This is a genomic window from Sphingobacterium corticibacterium (genome assembly GCF_004208525.1).
Taxonomy (GTDB): domain Bacteria; phylum Bacteroidota; class Bacteroidia; order Sphingobacteriales; family Sphingobacteriaceae; genus Sphingobacterium; species Sphingobacterium corticibacterium.
In genome coordinates this window covers 1,342,337-1,358,855 of record NZ_SGIT01000002.1, presented here as the reverse complement: position 1 = coordinate 1,358,855, position 16,519 = coordinate 1,342,337, and the positions used below count along the sequence as shown (strand labels likewise).

Genomic DNA, 16,519 nt, shown 5'->3' with positions numbered 1-16,519 from the left:
TCCTCTTCTTTTTTTGAAGGATAACTATCTTTGTCGACGATGAACAGTATGACGACAGAACAATTATATCAGCGCTATAGAGAAAGCGGGACGGTATCTACGGATACCCGAAATATAGTACCTAACAGTATATTTTTCGCCTTAAAAGGAGAGCGCTTCAATGCCAATGAATTTGCAGCGCAAGCATTGGAAAGCGGTGCTAAATGGGCGGTTGTCGACGAATCAAAATATGTAGCGGATGAACGTTATGTACTGGTGGAAGATGTGTTGACTACGTTGCAGGAATTAGCGCGATATCATCGTCGCCAACTGCATATCCCTTTTATAGGAATTACGGGAACGAACGGAAAAACCACGACTAAAGAGTTACTATATGCTGTGCTGTCACAACGCTTTAAAACATATGCCACAAAAGGAAATCTCAATAACCACATAGGTGTCCCGCTCACGTTGCTTTCCATAGATGACAGTATCGAAATGGCAGTTATTGAAATGGGCGCAAATCATCAACAAGAGATTGCGTTCCTGTGTGATATTGCCGCGCCGACGCACGGACTAATCACGAATGTAGGAAAGGCGCATTTGGAAGGCTTCGGTTCATTTGAAGGTGTAAAAAAAGCGAAAGGGGAGTTATATGATTTCCTTAAAACGCACGATGGGGTGTTGTTCCTTCAAGGAGACAATGAATACCTGCGAGAAATGGAAACGCAACGCGGTATTTTAAAAGTTGTTCGCTATGGTTTTTCGCCGACAAACGACATCGTAGGACGATTGGAATATGCTAATCCGCTTCTTGGTGTCTCCTGGAAAATACGTGACGCGGAGATGTTTCATACCATACAAACACAATTAACAGGCTCCTATAATACGGAAAATATATTAGCTGCGGTTGCAGTGGGGCGTTTTTTTGGTATAGATGATACCCAGATTAATCAGGGAATTGTGACCTACACACCTACCAATAACCGTTCGCAAATCACAAAGACGGCACAAAATGTCGTCATTGCCGATTATTATAATGCAAATGTAAGTAGTATGGAAGCTGCGTTGGCCAATCTAGCCGTTATCGAAGCGGAACATAAAGTAATCGTATTAGGCGATATGTTTGAATTGGGTGAAGATGCTGCGAAAGAACACCGATATATAATCGATAGAGCGCTAGCCCTCGATGCAGATCGGACGATCTTCGTGGGCGAGGCATTTTATGCTCATCAAAATACGAAAGCGGAATTTTATGCGACAACGGACAATGCAAAAGAAGCGCTCAGAGAACGTCCTGTTGTGGATAGTACGGTTCTTCTGAAAGCTTCTCGTGGAATGGCGTTTGAGAAATTGATGGACATGGTGTAAAAGTTATTATTTCGTCCTTAATCCAGCGATAATTGCTTTTCTTTATTGATAAGCTGTGCTATACTGGTATCATTTAGGATCTGCAGCATAGCGTTTCGTACCTCGACAAAAGTGTCTCGAATGCCGCAAGCGTGCTCTTCGACACATTCCTCACAAGAGCGATAAAAATTAAGGCTTACACAGGGTAATAATGCGATCGGTCCATCGATTAATCGCATAACCTGGGAAAGGTAGATGTCTTCAGGAGCTTTATTTAAGCTGTAGCCTCCGCCGGCTCCCTTTTTGGAATACAATATACCCGCATTGCGCATTTCTAGAAGAATCTGCTCTAAGAATTTTTTCGGAATACGTTCCTCTTCTGCAATCCTTACAATCTGCATAGGTTCTTTTCCGTAGTTACGTCCTAGCACCATAAGCGCCTTAATGGCGTATTTTGTTTTCTTAGAAAGCATACGTTCCCTTTTTATGGATCAATCAATAATAACCACAAAGATACGGAAAAAATAATATGCCCTTGACTTATTGTCCCAATACCTCTATGATAGGCTTTCCGATGTTCCCATTCGGCTCCATAATATGCAAAAGCGAAGCGATCGTTGGAGCGATGTCTACAACATGTACTTCCTTGTTGCTTACACCATGTTGTACACCCCATCCCATAAATATCAATGGTATATGAGAGTCGTACGGCGACCACACGCCGTGGGTAGTTCCTGGACTACGCGGTGTGCCCGAATACCATTGTGGATCGGCGATAATCTGTATAGCACCACTATGTCTGCGGTTGTAACCGTTGATAATTTTCTCGCGGAGTGGAGCAGGTATAAACATATTTTGATTCCCCTCCATGTCAATAACATACGTAATGCCCTCTTCCTTTTGAAGCGTATGGATAATGGTCTCCTTGACCTTATTTATATCAAGCTGAAGAGAATCTAGGAGCGAATAGTTGAGATGGACCTGATAGTTTAATAAGCTTCTAACAATTTTATCACTACCAAATTTATCTTGAAGTTCGCTATTTAGATTACGTTGAATCTGCCGGGTGAATAAATAACCTGCATTTCCTTTTTCATCTGTGTAATACATTGGGTTGTAAGAAGCGGCGTGATCCGCAGAGAGGAAAAAAGTATAATTACCTTTGCCTACATGCTTATCAAGATAGGCTAAAAAATCTGCGATATCCTTATCGAGTCGGAGGTAGGTGTCTTCGATCTCAACAGCGGAAAGGGAATAGCGATGGCCAACATAATCTGTTGCCGATAAACTCACACACAAAAAATCGGTATTGCCAGAGGGATTATTGCCAAGTTGCTCGTGTTCGAGTGCTTTTTTTGCGAAATCTAGGGTGAGCGTATTTCCTTTAGGAACAGATTTAATCATCTCGTAGCCGGCATCTTTCATCAATTCCGACGTTTTACGAGGGAAAGTAGGCGTTTCTTCTCCTGCCCATTTGCCTTCATACGGATTATCATCGGAAATACTATTGATATACGTATCTATAGGATAAAGTGTATTCCAATCTTCTTTTAAATATTTATCTGCCAGATTCTGCTTATTGAAAGACGTTACCCAGTCGGGCAGATTTTTCATGTAGAACGAACTGGAAATCCAATTTCCCGATTTTCCTTCAAACCAGTATGCGGCGTCCGCAAAATGACCCGCTGGCAGAATAGCGCCGCGGTCTTTTAGCGATATACCGATCACTTTCGACTGAAAGTTGGTGCCAAGCTTCAGTTGGTCCGTCATGGTGGAGGCTAGTAGGTTGCGCGGCGACTGCTGTCCGGCTTTTTCTGTTGTGCCTACGCCTTGTACGTTGTCATCCTGTGTACAATACATCTGTTGGCCCGTTGCTTGGATGATCCAATCATTTCCTGCAATACCATGGATAGAAGGAACCGACCCTGTGTAAACAGAACTATGCCCTATAGCCGTGAATGTAGGAATATAATTAAGTAGCGTGTTTTCACATGAAAATCCTTCATTTAGCATACGTTTGAAACCATCATCACCATATCTGTCCGCAAATCGATAGAGGTAATCCCACCGCATTTGGTCTACCATCAATCCCACAACCAACTTTGGACGTGCAGGTTGGGTATGTCCTTGCAGCGTTATAGTTACGGTCAGTAAACCGGTAAAGAAAAATTTCCACATATTAGTTTAGTTTACTTAGAAAGAGTAGATAAAGGTAAATGATTTTTCAAATACTTCCCAGTATAAGATTCGTTACATTCCACCAGATCCTCTGGTGTTCCTTCGAAAACAACCTCTCCCCCCTTATTTCCACCTTCCGGTCCGATGTCGATAACCCAATCGGCCGTTTTTATCATTTCCATATTGTGCTCAATGACCAAGATGCTGTTTCCTAGAGCAATCAACGCATCAAAAGCTTTAAGCAGTTTGTGGATGTCGTGGAAATGCAATCCGGTTGTCGGCTCGTCGAAAATGAAAAGCGTTTTCTTACTGTTGTTCCCCTTGATTAAAAAAGAAGCAAGCTTGATACGTTGGGCTTCACCTCCCGATAAAGTACTAGATGGCTGACCAAGTTTTACGTAACCCAATCCCACGTCTTGTAAGGGTTTGATTTTCGCAATGACTTTAGGGACATCATCGAAGAATTCTATCGCTTCGTCTACACTGAGGTTTAAGACGTCAGCTACCGATTTTCCTTTGTATTCGACGTCCAATACGTGTTGTTTGAACCGTTTACCGCCACAAGCTTCACAAGGAAGGACAATATCGGCCATAAATTGCATTTCGATTTTAACCTCGCCATCTCCCTGACAGACATCGCAACGGCCCCCTTCCACATTAAATGAGAAAGCGGCAGGCTTTAACCCAGAAGCCTTCGCCGCAGGCAAATTAGCATAAACCGACCTTACTTCATCCCAACCTTTTACATACGTTACTGGATTGGAACGGGAGGACCTGCCTATCGGGTTCTGATCGATCATTTCGATTTGTTCAATACTGGTTATATCGCCCTCAAGGGCATCGAATATACCAGTTTGCTCGCCGCTGTAATTGCCGATGGCTTTTTGCAAGGCTGGGTAAAGAATACGTTTGATAAGGGAGGTTTTCCCCGACCCCGACACACCGGTTACGACGGTAAATACGTTTAAGGGAAAGGTTACGTTAATTCCTTTTAAATTGTTTTCCCGAGCCCCTTTTACGATAAGGGCGTCACGCCACTTACGTCGCATTTTAGGCGTAGGGATGGTCAGTTGACCGTTTAGATATTGTCCTGTTAAGCTGTCTTTATCTTGAAGAATTTCCGAATAGGTACCCGCGAAAATGAGTTGACCACCATTTATTCCCGCTTCCGGACCGATGTCAATAAGATAATCGGCGGCTTCCATCATTTCTTGTTCGTGTTCCACCACGATCACGGTATTACCGACATCGCGTAACGATTTCAACACACCGATTAGCCGCTGGGTGTCGCGCGGGTGAAGACCGATACTGGGTTCGTCCAACACATAGATAGAGCCCACGAGCGAACTCCCTAACGATGTTGCTAAATTGATGCGTTGCGATTCTCCACCCGAAAGTGTGTTGCTCAACCGGTTTAAGGTGAGGTAGCTTAATCCTACATCACACAAAAACTGGAGCCGGTTGACAATCTCAGCCAGCAAACGCTTTGCGATAAGTTGTTCATGTTCCGTTAATTTCAGCTCTTTAAAGAATTGGAGCGCTTCTTCCAATGGCAATAAAACAATATCCGTAATCGATTTTCCCGCGATTTTGACATAAGTGGCATCTTTGCGTAAACGCGATCCCTTACAATCCGGACAATCGGTTTTTCCGCGATAACGTGATAACATGACGCGGTATTGTATTTTGTAGGTCTGTTGTTCCAGCTCTTCAAAAAACTGGTTCAATCCACCGAAATATTTGTTCCCCGTCCATAATAATTCCTGTTGGGCAGGTGTAAGATCGCCATAGGCACGATGTATGGGGAAATCAAACTTGAGTGCACTGCGTACCAGACGGTTTAGCCATTCGCCCATTTTCTCTCCCCGCCAGGGAGCAATAGCCCCATCATACACCGAGCGGCTTTTGTCGGGAATAACTAAATCGGCGTCTATACCGATGACCTTACCATATCCCTCACAGCGTTTACAGGCACCATAAGGATTATTAAAACTAAAGAAATTCGGTGTAGGCTCTTCAAAGAGAATACCGTCTAGTTCGAATTTGTCCGAGTAATGTTTTCGCTTGCCATCGATGTCAATGTAACATTCGCCTTTCCCTTCAAAAAAAGCCGTCTGTAGTGAATCCGCCATACGACTGTTCGTCTCGTCTTGTTTATCTAGCCGTATACGGTCTACTACAATCTGGACTTCTCCTGCTTTGAAATCTTTATTTGGTATGCTCGTATCTTCGATAATACTTTCTATCTTCTGTATCTTTTCTTCAAACATAACCCGTACGAATCCTTTTTGGAGCAGTAAGGATAATTCTTCTTTTAGCTTTCGCTTATTAATAGGTATAAGTTCCGCGAAAATAGTGATAGTCGTATCTTCTGGATAGGACATCAATTCATCAATAATAGACGATATGGTATCTTTCGTAACCTGTTTCCCCGAAATTGGAGAAAAGGTCTTGCCAATCCGGGCATACAGAAGTTTAAGATAATCGTATATCTCCGTGGACGTACCTACAGTAGAGCGCGGATTAGACGTGATTACCTTCTGTTCGATGGCAATTGCTGGAGCTATCCCTTTAATATAGTCTACTTCGGGCTTGTTCATCCGGCCCATAAACTGTCTGGCATAAGAAGATAGACTTTCCACGTAGCGTCGCTGACCCTCCGCATAAAGGGTGTCAAAAGCAAGGGAAGATTTCCCTGAACCCGACATTCCTGTAATGACAACGAGCTTATTTTTAGGGATGTCAACATCGATGTTTTTCAGATTGTTGACCCGCGCACCCTTAATTTGGATAAACGACTTTGCGTTTTGTTCCGATTTTTTTGACATAACCCACAAAGGTAAGGATTTTGTCTGACTCTAATTTGTAATCCTTATCTTTGCCAAAAAACTAAACAACAACGGATGAATAAATTAAAATTTTTACCATTTTGTATAGTCGTTGCTACGGTAGTCGTGGGTTGTCAGGAGGCAGACAACACCCAAGACGCAAACAATCCCCTGCTCTCGACTTATGATACCCCGTTTCAAGTGCCACCATTCGACAAAATTAAGGATGAACACTTTCGGCCGGCATTTAAAGCAGCATTAGAACAGCACAATCAAGAAATTGATGTTATTGTAAACGATACAGAAAACCCTACTTTTGAAAATACTATCGTAGCGTTGGAAAATGCAGGAAGCACGTTGGGAAATATTTCACGTGTATTTTTTAATCTTAATTCAGCACATACCAATGATTCTATTCAGGCGATAGCCAAAGATATGGCCCCTGTACTATCTGCGCATGGCGATGAAATTTCCTTGAATGAAAAGCTGTTTGCGCGCGTAAAAACAGTATATGACAAACGTGACTCTTTACAGTTAGATGCAGAGGATACCAAGTTATTGGAAGAAACTTATAAAGGGTTTGTCCGTGCCGGTGCTAATCTTTCGGAAAGTGATAAGGAGAAGCTAAAGAAAATCAATGCGGAGTTATCGGTGTTAACGAACGACTTCGGACAAAACTTGTTGGCAGAGACAAATGCTTACGAATTGGTCGTGGATAAGGAAGAAGATCTCGCTGGACTTCCTGCTGCTTTAAAACAAGCTGCTGCGGATGCGGCTAAAGCAAAAGGACAAGAAGGAAAATGGATTTTTACACTTCAGAATCCTTCCGTGATGCCTTTCTTACAGTATGCCGATAACCGGGAGTTACGTCAAGAAATTTGGAATGCTTACCAAATGCGTGGAAACAATGGCAACGCAAACGATAATAAAGAAATCCTACTTAAAACGGCTAACCTTCGTTTAGAGAAAGCGAAATTATTGGGTTATACGTCGCATGCTGCCTATGTGTTGGAAGAAGCCATGGCGGAAAATCCTGCAAATGTATATGCGTTATTAAATAGAATATGGACGCCTGCATTAGAAAAGGCGAAAGTGGAGGCTGCTGATATTCAAAAGGAAATCACAGCTGCTGGTGGAGATTTTCAGGTAGCGCCACACGATTGGAGATATTACCAAGAAAAAATCCGTAAAGCGAAATATGCGCTGAATGAAGAAGAAATCAAACCCTATTTTAGTTTGGCTGCGGTACGACAAGGCGCTTTTGATACCGCTCATAAATTATATGGATTGAATTTCGTTGCATTGAGTAATGTACCAACCTACCACGAAGAAGTAGAGGTATATGAAGTAAAAGACAGTGATGGAGAACATTTGGGCTTGCTTTACGCAGATTTCTTCCCAAGAGAATCGAAAAGAGGAGGGGCATGGATGACGTCCTATCGTTCACAGTATACAAAAGATGGAGGGCGTGTAGCTCCTGTTATTTCTATTGTGTGCAACTTTACAAAACCCGTTGGCGATGCGCCTGCACTGTTGACGTTTGATGAAGCGACTACGTTGTTCCATGAATTTGGACATGCTTTGCACGGGCTGTTATCAGATGTAAAGTACCGCAGTTTAGCGGGTACGTCTGTGTCACGCGATTTCGTGGAATTACCATCGCAGGTGATGGAAAACTGGGCGGCTGACCCCGAGGTACTGAAAACCTATGCAAAACATTATCAAACAGGCGAAGCTATTCCAGATACGTTGATTGAAAAAATGGAACAGGCCGGAACATTTGATCAAGGGTTCGCAACCGTAGAGTATGTGGCGGCATCTTTGTTAGATTTGGATTATCACGCTACGACAAAACCAATAGAAGGCGATATAAATGCATTTGAAGCAGCGGGGATGCAAAAAATTGGATTAATTGATGCGATTATTCCGCGCTATAGAAGTACGTATTTCCAGCATATTTTCTCCGGAGGATATTCGGCAGGTTACTATGCGTATATCTGGGCAGAAGTATTGGATTCCGATGCTTTCGCAGCCTTCAAGGAGAACGGTCTTTTTGATCAGACTACAGCTACTTCTTTCCGGAAGAATATCCTGGAAAAAGGTGGTACGGGTAATCCGGCTGAAATGTACAAACAATTTAGAGGTAAAGATCCTGATCCGGTTCACTTAATGAAAAAACGTGGATTGAATTAATTTCTCTTAGAGCCGCTAACTAATATGATAGCGGCTCTTTATGATTATTGCTCTCTTTTGTGTATGGTATAATGTTATTTTTCACGGATGTATGCGGGGTAGCTATATTGTTCTTCCATAATTTACGCTCCGCGATGAAAAATTCAATCGTGGCAATTAAAATGAATAAATAACCGTATAGTTCCAGGCATTCTTCTGCGGCATTTTTCACTCCCCTGAAATAATGGCCTTCCATTACAGTCTGCCAGAATATTCTACGACCAAACAATCGGGAAAACACATAGGTCGTGATGATACCGGACGTAAGCAGGCCAGCTGAAAAAGTATACCGATAACGGTTAAGTTGTGTAACAAAACGCTGCCAGTTTCGAACCACAAGGTATAGGGCTGCTATCAGAATGATCAGAACAGGAAAAAACCAGGCTGTTTGACCAATTAAATTTTCAAAATAAACATCCTGTTCGCGAATCAGGGATACGCTGGTAAAAGCAAAGAGTAAAAGGGCGAGATAAGATCTTGGTCGGGATCGTTTATAGATGATAAAAAGTAAGATGCTTGAAGTAAGTAAAAAAATACTTTGCATGTACTCTGTATAGGAATCTTCCGAGAACTTTGTTTCTATCGAACCAATTTGGGCGTCAAATCGTATAAGTTCAGCAAGAAGGAAGGCTGCTACAACGTAGATGAAAAAACGTATTCCTTGACCTATAAGCGGGCGAATTTTTGAACTTTCCATGTGTGTGTGTTGTGTTAAAAAAGATAATAAAATGTAGTGGTGCAAATATATAATTGACTTTTATGTTTAATAAGTCAGATCTGATTTGTTGACCAAACTTTTACAATAGTCAGGTTTGTGGTGTGCTATCTTTGTATACATTTGTGCATGCTGAAAAGTAATAAAACCAAGAAATTTCGTCTTTTATTTCTTACGTTGCTATTTTTGGCCTCTTTAAGTGAAGGTTTCTCACAAGTTGGGGTTGGTGTCAAATTAGGTGGAAATTTATCAGGCGCGGATGCACTTTCTTTTCGTTCATCGAAACGTCTAGGTTTTCAAGTTGGAATGGCAGTAAGCTATCATTTTCGTCCGAATATGGCCATTCAAGCAGAGCCGACGTTTAATCTAACCCGTATTCGGGCAAATTCAGAAACCATCCATGAAACCAAAGGTATTGATAAAGGAAACAAAGCTCTTCATTTTTTTGATCTACCTGTGTTGTTTAGGTTAGATGTTACGCCTGGGTTTGCGCTGTTGGGAGGAGTAGAGTTCAACTCGCTTCTCAATGAAGACAGGTACCGTCTGAACAACAGTGCCCCGGCTTTTAAAAGTGGAATCCAACTGGGGTATACGGTCGGATTGGAACTGGGTAAATTCTATGTTCGCTATCGTGGATTTGAACGGTCAACTGAGGTCCACCGTAGTTGGACCACTGCGATTCAGCAATATCAAGTCGGCATAAAATGGGATATCCTCTGATTATATACCTAAAGAATTAAACTGCAAATCGTACAGTTTTTTGTAATAGCCATCCTCGATCGTAAGCAACTCTCGATGCGTGCCAACTTCCTTGATTTCTCCTTTATCGAATACGATGATTTTATCTGCTTTTTGAATGGTGGATAGGCGATGTGCAATAACGATAGCCGTTCTACCGACCATCATATTTTCGATGGCGGTCTGGATAAGTAACTCGGTTTCTGTATCTATAGACGATGTCGCTTCATCCAGTATCAATATAGCGGGGTCGTGCACCAATGCCCGGATAAAGGAAATCAGCTGTGCCTGTCCAGAAGAGAGGGTGGCTCCCCGTTCTTGTACCTGATAGTCAAACCCTCCCGGCAAACGCATGATAAAATCATATGCTCCAACTCTTTTGGCCGCTTCGATAACCTCTTCCTCGGTAATATTGGGATTATAAAGGGTGATGTTGTTGAAAATGGTATCGGAGAATAAGAAAACATCCTGTAAAACAGTAGCGATGTGGTGACGCAACGAATCGAGTTTGTATTGCCGTATATCTTTGCCATCTATTAAAATACGGCCTTGCTGTATCTCATAAAAACGGCTGAGGATATTGATAGTAGATGACTTTCCGGCACCTGTGGCTCCGACTAATGCCAACGTCTCGCCCGGACGGATATGGAAGCTGACATTTTTCAACACCCAGTTTCCATTGGATAAAATTTGTTTTTTGTCGGCAATGGAGCTATCCACCTCCCGGTGGATGGTTTCTTCATTATAAGCAAACCATACATTATCAAACTGGATTTCACCCTCCATGCTGTCCGGTGAGAAAACACCATTATCCGGTGTAAATTCTTCCGTATCCAATACGTCAAATACCCGCTCCGCGGAAACCATCCCCATTTGTAGGGTATTAAATTTATCTATCAGTTCTCGAATAGGTCGGAAAATCATGTTGATGTACATCAGAAATGCGACCACCACTCCAGGAGAGATTGCATTGGCAAGAATCTGTTTCGATCCGTACCATACCAAAAGACCGATTGCAATAGCCAAGATAATCTCCAAAACAGGAAAAAAGATAGAAAAATACCAATTTGCCCGAATGTGTGCATCCCGATGTTTGCTATTGGCGGTCTTAAACTTCTCCATTTCCTGTTTTTCTCGTGCGAAATACTGGATAATAGCCATTCCACTAATATGCTCCTGCAAGAATGTATTGAGGTTGGATACCCAGGTACGGACATCCACAAAAGCCGATTTCATGGCTTCTTTAAAAATATAGGTTGCCCATATTAAGAGTGGCATAGGAATGAGCACGATGAGGGTCAATTGCCAGTCTGTATAAAACATAACCCCGAAGATGACAACAAGCTGTAGTAGATCTCCAATAATTTGGATGAGTCCTTGGGAGAAAATATTGGATATAGTCTCCAAATCGGAGATGGTACGGGTAATCAATTTCCCGATAGCTGTATTATCAAAATATTTCAATCGTAGATTGATAATATGGTTAAATACCTGTATGCGGATATCACGAATGACATTTTGACCTAATACGTTTGTTGCCAAAGTGTGATAATAGCGAATGATCGTTTGTATGATAAGCAGTGCTATCATGGCAATGAGCATCCAGGTAAGTCCCGAAGCATCGGCTTTCAAAATATATTTATCTAAAGTGTACTCCACTAACATAGGGAGCGCCGGGGCAACCGCAGCCAACAAAATGGTTAATATGACGGAAGCCCAGAATATTCCTTTGTAAGGATCCATGTAGCGAGCCATTCGCTGCAGGAGTTTCGTATCGTAAGTTTTTCCAGTTATTTTTTGTTCGCTCAAAATGCTGTGTCAATATAAGGATAAACAACTTTTGTTAAATACAGACCATGTGCCGGTACCGAAGTGCCTGCCTTTGCCCGGTCTTTGCTGCCGATGATGTCTAGCATGGATTCCGGTGCTTTAGTCTTCAATCCGATATCCAGCAAGGTTCCCACGATTGCCCGAACCATGTTCCGAAGAAATCGGTTCGCAGTAATATGAAATACGAGCCCATCATCCGTTTTTTGCCAATATGCTTGTGTTACCGTGCAGATATTTGTGTACACTTGTGTGTGGCTTTTTGAAAAACACCCGAAATCTTGCGTACCTATCAGAAACATCGCGGCGTTATTCATGATGGCTAGATCTGGAAGCTCTCGTAACTGCCAAGATTTGTGTCGAAGAAATGGGTTTTTCCGAAAATGGATATGATATTCGTAAGCTCTTTCCGTTGCGTCAAACCGAGCATGTGCTTCTTTGTCTACGGGAAAAATACGATGTGCGGCAATGTCAGGAGGAAGTAGCGAATTCAGGGCGTGCAGAAAACGACTTTCATCTTGTATTTTACCTATCGGTATATCTAGATGGATAAACAATTGTCTAGCGTGTACACCCGTATCTGTTCTGCCAGCACCTATAGTTTCAATTGGATAACGCAAGATCTTATGGAGTGCGTCATTCAGTTTTTGTTGTACGGAGACAGCGTTATGCTGTATCTGCCAGCCATGATAAGCCGTTCCGTCATACGCTATTTCCAGAAAAAAACGTTGTAATGTATCTTCCACTATACAAAGTTACTTCTTTTCTTTTTACTTTTTTCCCTCAAAAAAAGAAGATAAAGTTATCTTTGTTCAACAAGAAGAAAAATTAGTTATGATCCAACGTATTCAAACACTATGGCTATTGGCAGCCGCTGTTATTTTATTAGGGCTTTTTGTTTTTCCTTATGTGAGCTTTATTGACTTGGTAGGGCTTGGCAAGCAGATTTATGTTACCGGGATATATTCTTCGAATAATAACGAATCTGTACGGGAGTCTGCCTCTATTGCCTTAGCAATTTATGCCGGAATCGTAACTATCGTACCCTTATTAATTGTTTTTCAATATAAAAACAGAAAGCGACAGGTTCTTTTTATTATAGTGGAAATTGTACTTATTGTACTGTTGGGTATATGGATGTGGAGTGCCGCACACACGACCTTAGATGTTATCAGCCAAAAGCTGCAGGCCGGTAATATTGGTGTAGGTTTTTTCCTTTTGCCTGTGGCCATCATTTTCTTAGGAATGGCTATCGGCGGTATCCGTAAGGACGAGAAATTGATAAAATCAGCAGACCGTTTGCGATGAGAAACTGGCTATATTTCTTGTTTTTAACGTTAGGTATTCTCCTTTCGGGCGATCTTCTTGCGCAGAAACAGGACGAAGACAGCTTAAAAAATATAAAAGATGACATCCAAGTAGATGTGAAATCAGTGAGGACTATAGCTAATGGTGATACACTTTCCATTGAGCTGTTTCTCATTTCTTACCAAATGGATCCGCGAGAATTTAAACTGAATACGTTTGCTACGCAGGTTTTGGATAGCGAGGGTCATAGACACCTGATTACCCGCATGAAGATGGGGCGTGTGTTGGTGCAATTGGCAGACAGGCAAAATTATTTACATTATTTGTTGGAAGAGGATATGCCTGTCTCTTTAACGATGCAAGTAGGAGATTGGAAAGGAAAGAAAGCGTCGAAAGTAATATTAGTATTTGAAGACAGTACGGAAGAAGGGCGGTTTATAACACAAGAGGTTGACTTATAGTCAACCTCGTTTCTTATCTGGAATACCTAAATTGTTGCTTATCCATCAATCCCATTTGATTTTTCATCATTTTGATCTGATCGGCAAGTAATTTATTTTTGTCCGCCTTCTTAGCCTCCGCCAGAAGTTTTTCGGCTTCGCGTTTATTGCGTTTTGCCATGGCCACACCAGCTAGGCTTAATTTTGCCAAGGCAATGTTATGACTCATGTGTAAGCCCAGTGACAAGGCTTTCTTGAAATATTTTTCCGATTGTAAAGGTGCGCGTTGTGATTCCAGGATACCTAACAGCATGTGATAATATCCATGTTGCGCACTGATTAGTTGATTTTCATAATTCTTGATGTTTCCCAACCACTGTTCCGCTTTAGCCATGTTCTCTTTTCTAAGAAACCACTGTGCAATGAGCATATTTTCGTTGAAAAATACCGTAACCCAAGCTAGAATGGTAATAAGAATTCCTAAGATACCCCATCCCCAATGGCCGAACCAAAATAGTGCTACCGTTCCCACCAAAAGTAAGCTACTAAGAATTATACGAACTATATTTGACATATATTTTTATCTGCGTAATTTAAACTAAAGGCAAATATCCGGTTATTTTGGAGTTTATCCAACTTGTTTGCGTGATAAAATTGTAAAATTTATTTAGGTTTGTGTTATGGCAGAACGTTATGACCCCAGTTGGGAACCTATTTTAAAGCCTTTGTTTCGACAAGACTATATGCGTAGTCTTTCCGCTTTTGTGCAAGATGAACGGAAACAGGGCTTAGTCTTTCCGCCCGAAAATCTCGTTTTAAACGCTTTTAGACTAACGCCTTTCGAAGATATTAAGGTCGTCATATTAGGACAAGACCCTTACCACAATGATGGGCAGGCCCATGGATTGTCATTCTCCGTTCCGGAAGGGATAGCGCTTCCCCCGTCCTTGCGGAATATCTATACGGAGTTGGTGTCTGATATTTCGGGGTTTCAATACCCGACTTCCGGTAATTTAACGAAATGGGCCAAGCAAGGTGTGTTATTGTTAAATGCGACGCTTACTGTACGAGCACACCAGGCAGCCTCTCATCAAAAAAGAGGCTGGGAAGAGTTTACTGATCAGATTATTCATTTGGTGTCTCAAAAGCTAGAAAATGTAGTTTTTATATTATGGGGGAGTTATGCGCAAAAGAAATCTATGCTGATTGATGCGCAAAAGCACCTGATACTAAAAGCTGTTCATCCGTCACCCCTGTCCGCACATCGCGGATTTTTCGGCTGTAAGCATTTTTCCCAAGCCAATGCTTATTTAAAAGCTAAAGGCAGAAAGCCTATTGATTGGCAGATTTAAGCGAAGCGTTCTTTTAGCACGCTAAATTGATATTCCTGATTCGCGAGACGCTGTAGATGGTGGATGCGTATCTTTCTTCCATGCTGTTTTATATGGGTGAAGAGGAGATGGCTGTCATACGTAATTTCAAAAGGTTGTGATAAATCGAAAGATTCCATTGCTTCACCGAGAATGACATATTCCAATTCTCCTTTTGTGGTGAACCGCTTGATAATGACCTGGTCTTCTGGAGCAGGCTGTACACTGAACCAGGCACCATCACCTACACCACCTAGATATTGGGCATCTCTTGGCACCGTAATAGGTTTGGAAGTGAACTTCATATAGCCGATGATCAGGTCGTTAGGCAAAAGGTTTGCTTTCTTCTGTGTTACATTGTCTCTCAGCTTCTTTAACAAAAAGCCGACGGATTGCCAACGGTTCATTCTAAAGTGCTTTAATCCTTGCTCAGGTGAGAACGAGTAAATCATACGATTTGGAACAGCATTTACCACATTGCTGATGGGGCTGGCCTTAATCGTTTCCGGGAAATTAATACTATGCCGCCAGGTATACTGTTTGGACGAGCGAATAAGCATGCGGGCAATAAAGCGTGAACAATTGTTGTTATTGCGAGCCACAGCACCGTAAGGAAAAGTTCCCTGATGAACACAATCATCTCCATATGCTTTTGCAAGCTCAAAGTTAATATGGCGGGCGACAGAAAAATAAAGAACACCATCTCCATACATGGCGGGTTTCAAGGCCTCGAACTGTTCTACAATTTCTTCCAGGTTGGTAATATTGTTGTTTTCAAATTTGGCTTTGAGTTTTATCTCTAAACGCGGGTCTGAAAATTTAGAGCGCGCACGGCCGTATCCCCGAGGCGTGATGTAGCGCCCGAAATCATAGAAGAGCATCTCACCGGTTTCTCGCTTAATAATAACGATGCCCGTATGGCCCACTTTGAAATTCAAGTTTTTTACAATGCCGATTTTCTTAAAAAACATCATCCACTTTTCGTCTCCCCGGATGGTGGCATCAGGCCATGTTAAAATAAGGGCTAGATCATTATACGTTATACTTGATTGCATGAAATTCCTTTTTGGTTTAATATTCTAAAGGGATGATAGGCTCTTTTTTGCTCGTCGACATGATCATCATGGTCTGAAAGGTTTTGACGAATGGTATTTTCGCAATTTTCTCCATAATGACGGCTTCATATGCTTTGATGTCTTTAACGTATACCTTTAGCATAAAGTCGCAATTACCCGTAACATGGTGACATTCCGTTACTTCTGGAATGGTTTTGACAGCTTCTACAAATTCTGGGATGGCGTTATGCGTATGAAAGTCTAGCGATATTTGTATAAATGATTTAATGCCTAGCCCCAGCTTTTCTTCATCTACAAACGCATGATAGCTTTTAATAAACCCCGAGTTTTCCAATTTGCGGACGCGCTCCAATGTTGGAGCGGGAGAAAGCCCAATGTTTGAAGCTAGTTGCAAGTTAGTTATCCTTCCGTTTTCCTGTAAAAGCTTCAGGATTTTTAAGTCAGTCTTATCTGGTTGATATGGCATTTCTATAGTCGG

15 protein-coding genes are annotated in these 16,519 nt (G+C 41.9%); 6 read left to right on the top strand and 9 right to left on the bottom strand.

All coding sequences use genetic code 11. The features are described from left to right. Positions 1-39: 39 nt before the first annotated feature. Positions 40-1,350, top strand: coding sequence for a UDP-N-acetylmuramoyl-tripeptide--D-alanyl-D-alanine ligase (locus EWE74_RS13820; RefSeq protein ID WP_317125965.1), 1,311 nt, complete (start codon positions 40-42; stop codon positions 1,348-1,350). A gap of 17 nt (positions 1,351-1,367) precedes the next feature. On the opposite strand, the gene EWE74_RS13815 is transcribed toward EWE74_RS13820, so the two are convergent. From EWE74_RS13815 to uvrA, 3 genes are all read right to left on the bottom strand, one after another. After that, positions 1,368-1,802: an RrF2 family transcriptional regulator gene (locus EWE74_RS13815; protein ID WP_130142104.1), complete on the bottom strand. Its 435-nt coding sequence runs from the start codon at positions 1,800-1,802 to the stop codon at positions 1,368-1,370. Between the two features lie 67 nt (positions 1,803-1,869). Then, a complete protein-coding gene (gene pafA, locus EWE74_RS13810; RefSeq protein ID WP_130142103.1) occupies positions 1,870-3,507 on the bottom strand; it encodes an alkaline phosphatase PafA in 1,638 nt (545 codons plus the stop codon). Between the two features lie 11 nt (positions 3,508-3,518). Then, positions 3,519-6,335, bottom strand: a complete 2,817-nt coding sequence (uvrA, locus tag EWE74_RS13805) for an excinuclease ABC subunit UvrA (protein WP_130142102.1) — start codon at positions 6,333-6,335, stop codon at positions 3,519-3,521. A 75-nt stretch (positions 6,336-6,410) separates the two neighbouring features. On the opposite strand from uvrA, the gene EWE74_RS13800 reads away from it, so the two are divergent. Beyond that, complete coding sequence (locus EWE74_RS13800; RefSeq protein WP_130142101.1) at positions 6,411-8,528, top strand: M3 family metallopeptidase; 2,118 nt, start codon at positions 6,411-6,413, stop codon at positions 8,526-8,528. Positions 8,529-8,547: 19 nt separating this feature from the next. Here the strand turns inward: EWE74_RS13800 and EWE74_RS13795 are convergent, their stop codons facing one another. After that, complete coding sequence (locus EWE74_RS13795; protein ID WP_130142100.1) at positions 8,548-9,264, bottom strand: hypothetical protein; 717 nt, start codon at positions 9,262-9,264, stop codon at positions 8,548-8,550. Between the two features lie 147 nt (positions 9,265-9,411). Here EWE74_RS13795 and EWE74_RS13790 point away from each other — a divergent pair, with 147 nt between their 5' ends. Beyond that, complete coding sequence (locus EWE74_RS13790; RefSeq protein ID WP_130142099.1) at positions 9,412-10,002, top strand: outer membrane beta-barrel protein; 591 nt, start codon at positions 9,412-9,414, stop codon at positions 10,000-10,002. On the opposite strand, the gene EWE74_RS13785 is transcribed toward EWE74_RS13790, so the two are convergent. Beyond that, complete coding sequence (locus EWE74_RS13785) at positions 10,003-11,829, bottom strand: ABC transporter ATP-binding protein (protein WP_130142098.1); 1,827 nt, start codon at positions 11,827-11,829, stop codon at positions 10,003-10,005. It abuts the gene before it with no gap. Continuing rightward, a complete protein-coding gene (gene truA / locus EWE74_RS13780) occupies positions 11,826-12,593 on the bottom strand; it encodes a tRNA pseudouridine(38-40) synthase TruA (RefSeq protein ID WP_130142097.1) in 768 nt (255 codons plus the stop codon). Before truA ends, EWE74_RS13785 begins: the two co-directional genes overlap by 4 nt. A gap of 88 nt (positions 12,594-12,681) precedes the next feature. On the opposite strand from truA, the gene EWE74_RS13775 reads away from it, so the two are divergent. Together EWE74_RS13775 and EWE74_RS13770 are read left to right on the top strand one after the other, a co-directional pair. Then, entirely contained in the window at positions 12,682-13,155 is a 474-nt protein-coding gene (locus EWE74_RS13775) for a DUF4293 domain-containing protein (RefSeq protein ID WP_130142096.1), read from the top strand. Continuing rightward, positions 13,152-13,616 carry a hypothetical protein gene (locus EWE74_RS13770; protein WP_130142095.1) on the top strand — a complete coding sequence of 155 codons (465 nt, stop codon included), beginning with the start codon at positions 13,152-13,154 and terminating at the stop codon, positions 13,614-13,616. The genes EWE74_RS13775 and EWE74_RS13770 overlap by 4 nt, the downstream gene beginning before the upstream one ends. A gap of 13 nt (positions 13,617-13,629) precedes the next feature. On the opposite strand, the gene EWE74_RS13765 is transcribed toward EWE74_RS13770, so the two are convergent. After that, on the bottom strand, positions 13,630-14,169 hold the full coding sequence (locus EWE74_RS13765) for a DUF2892 domain-containing protein (RefSeq protein ID WP_130142094.1): 540 nt from the start codon (positions 14,167-14,169) through the stop codon (positions 13,630-13,632). A 106-nt stretch (positions 14,170-14,275) separates the two neighbouring features. Between EWE74_RS13765 and ung the strand changes: the two genes are divergently transcribed. Continuing rightward, positions 14,276-14,947, top strand: coding sequence for a uracil-DNA glycosylase (gene ung, locus EWE74_RS13760; protein ID WP_130142093.1), 672 nt, complete (start codon positions 14,276-14,278; stop codon positions 14,945-14,947). Here the strand turns inward: ung and EWE74_RS13755 are convergent. Next, a complete protein-coding gene (locus EWE74_RS13755) occupies positions 14,944-16,020 on the bottom strand; it encodes a DUF6695 family protein (RefSeq protein ID WP_130142092.1) in 1,077 nt (358 codons plus the stop codon). The genes ung and EWE74_RS13755 overlap by 4 nt on opposite strands. Positions 16,021-16,036: 16 nt before the next feature. Further along, the gene (locus tag EWE74_RS13750; protein ID WP_130142091.1) at positions 16,037-16,507 is read right to left on the bottom strand and encodes an Lrp/AsnC family transcriptional regulator; all 471 of its coding nucleotides are present in this window, start codon (positions 16,505-16,507) and stop codon (positions 16,037-16,039) included. Between the last annotated feature and the right edge of the window lie 12 nt (positions 16,508-16,519).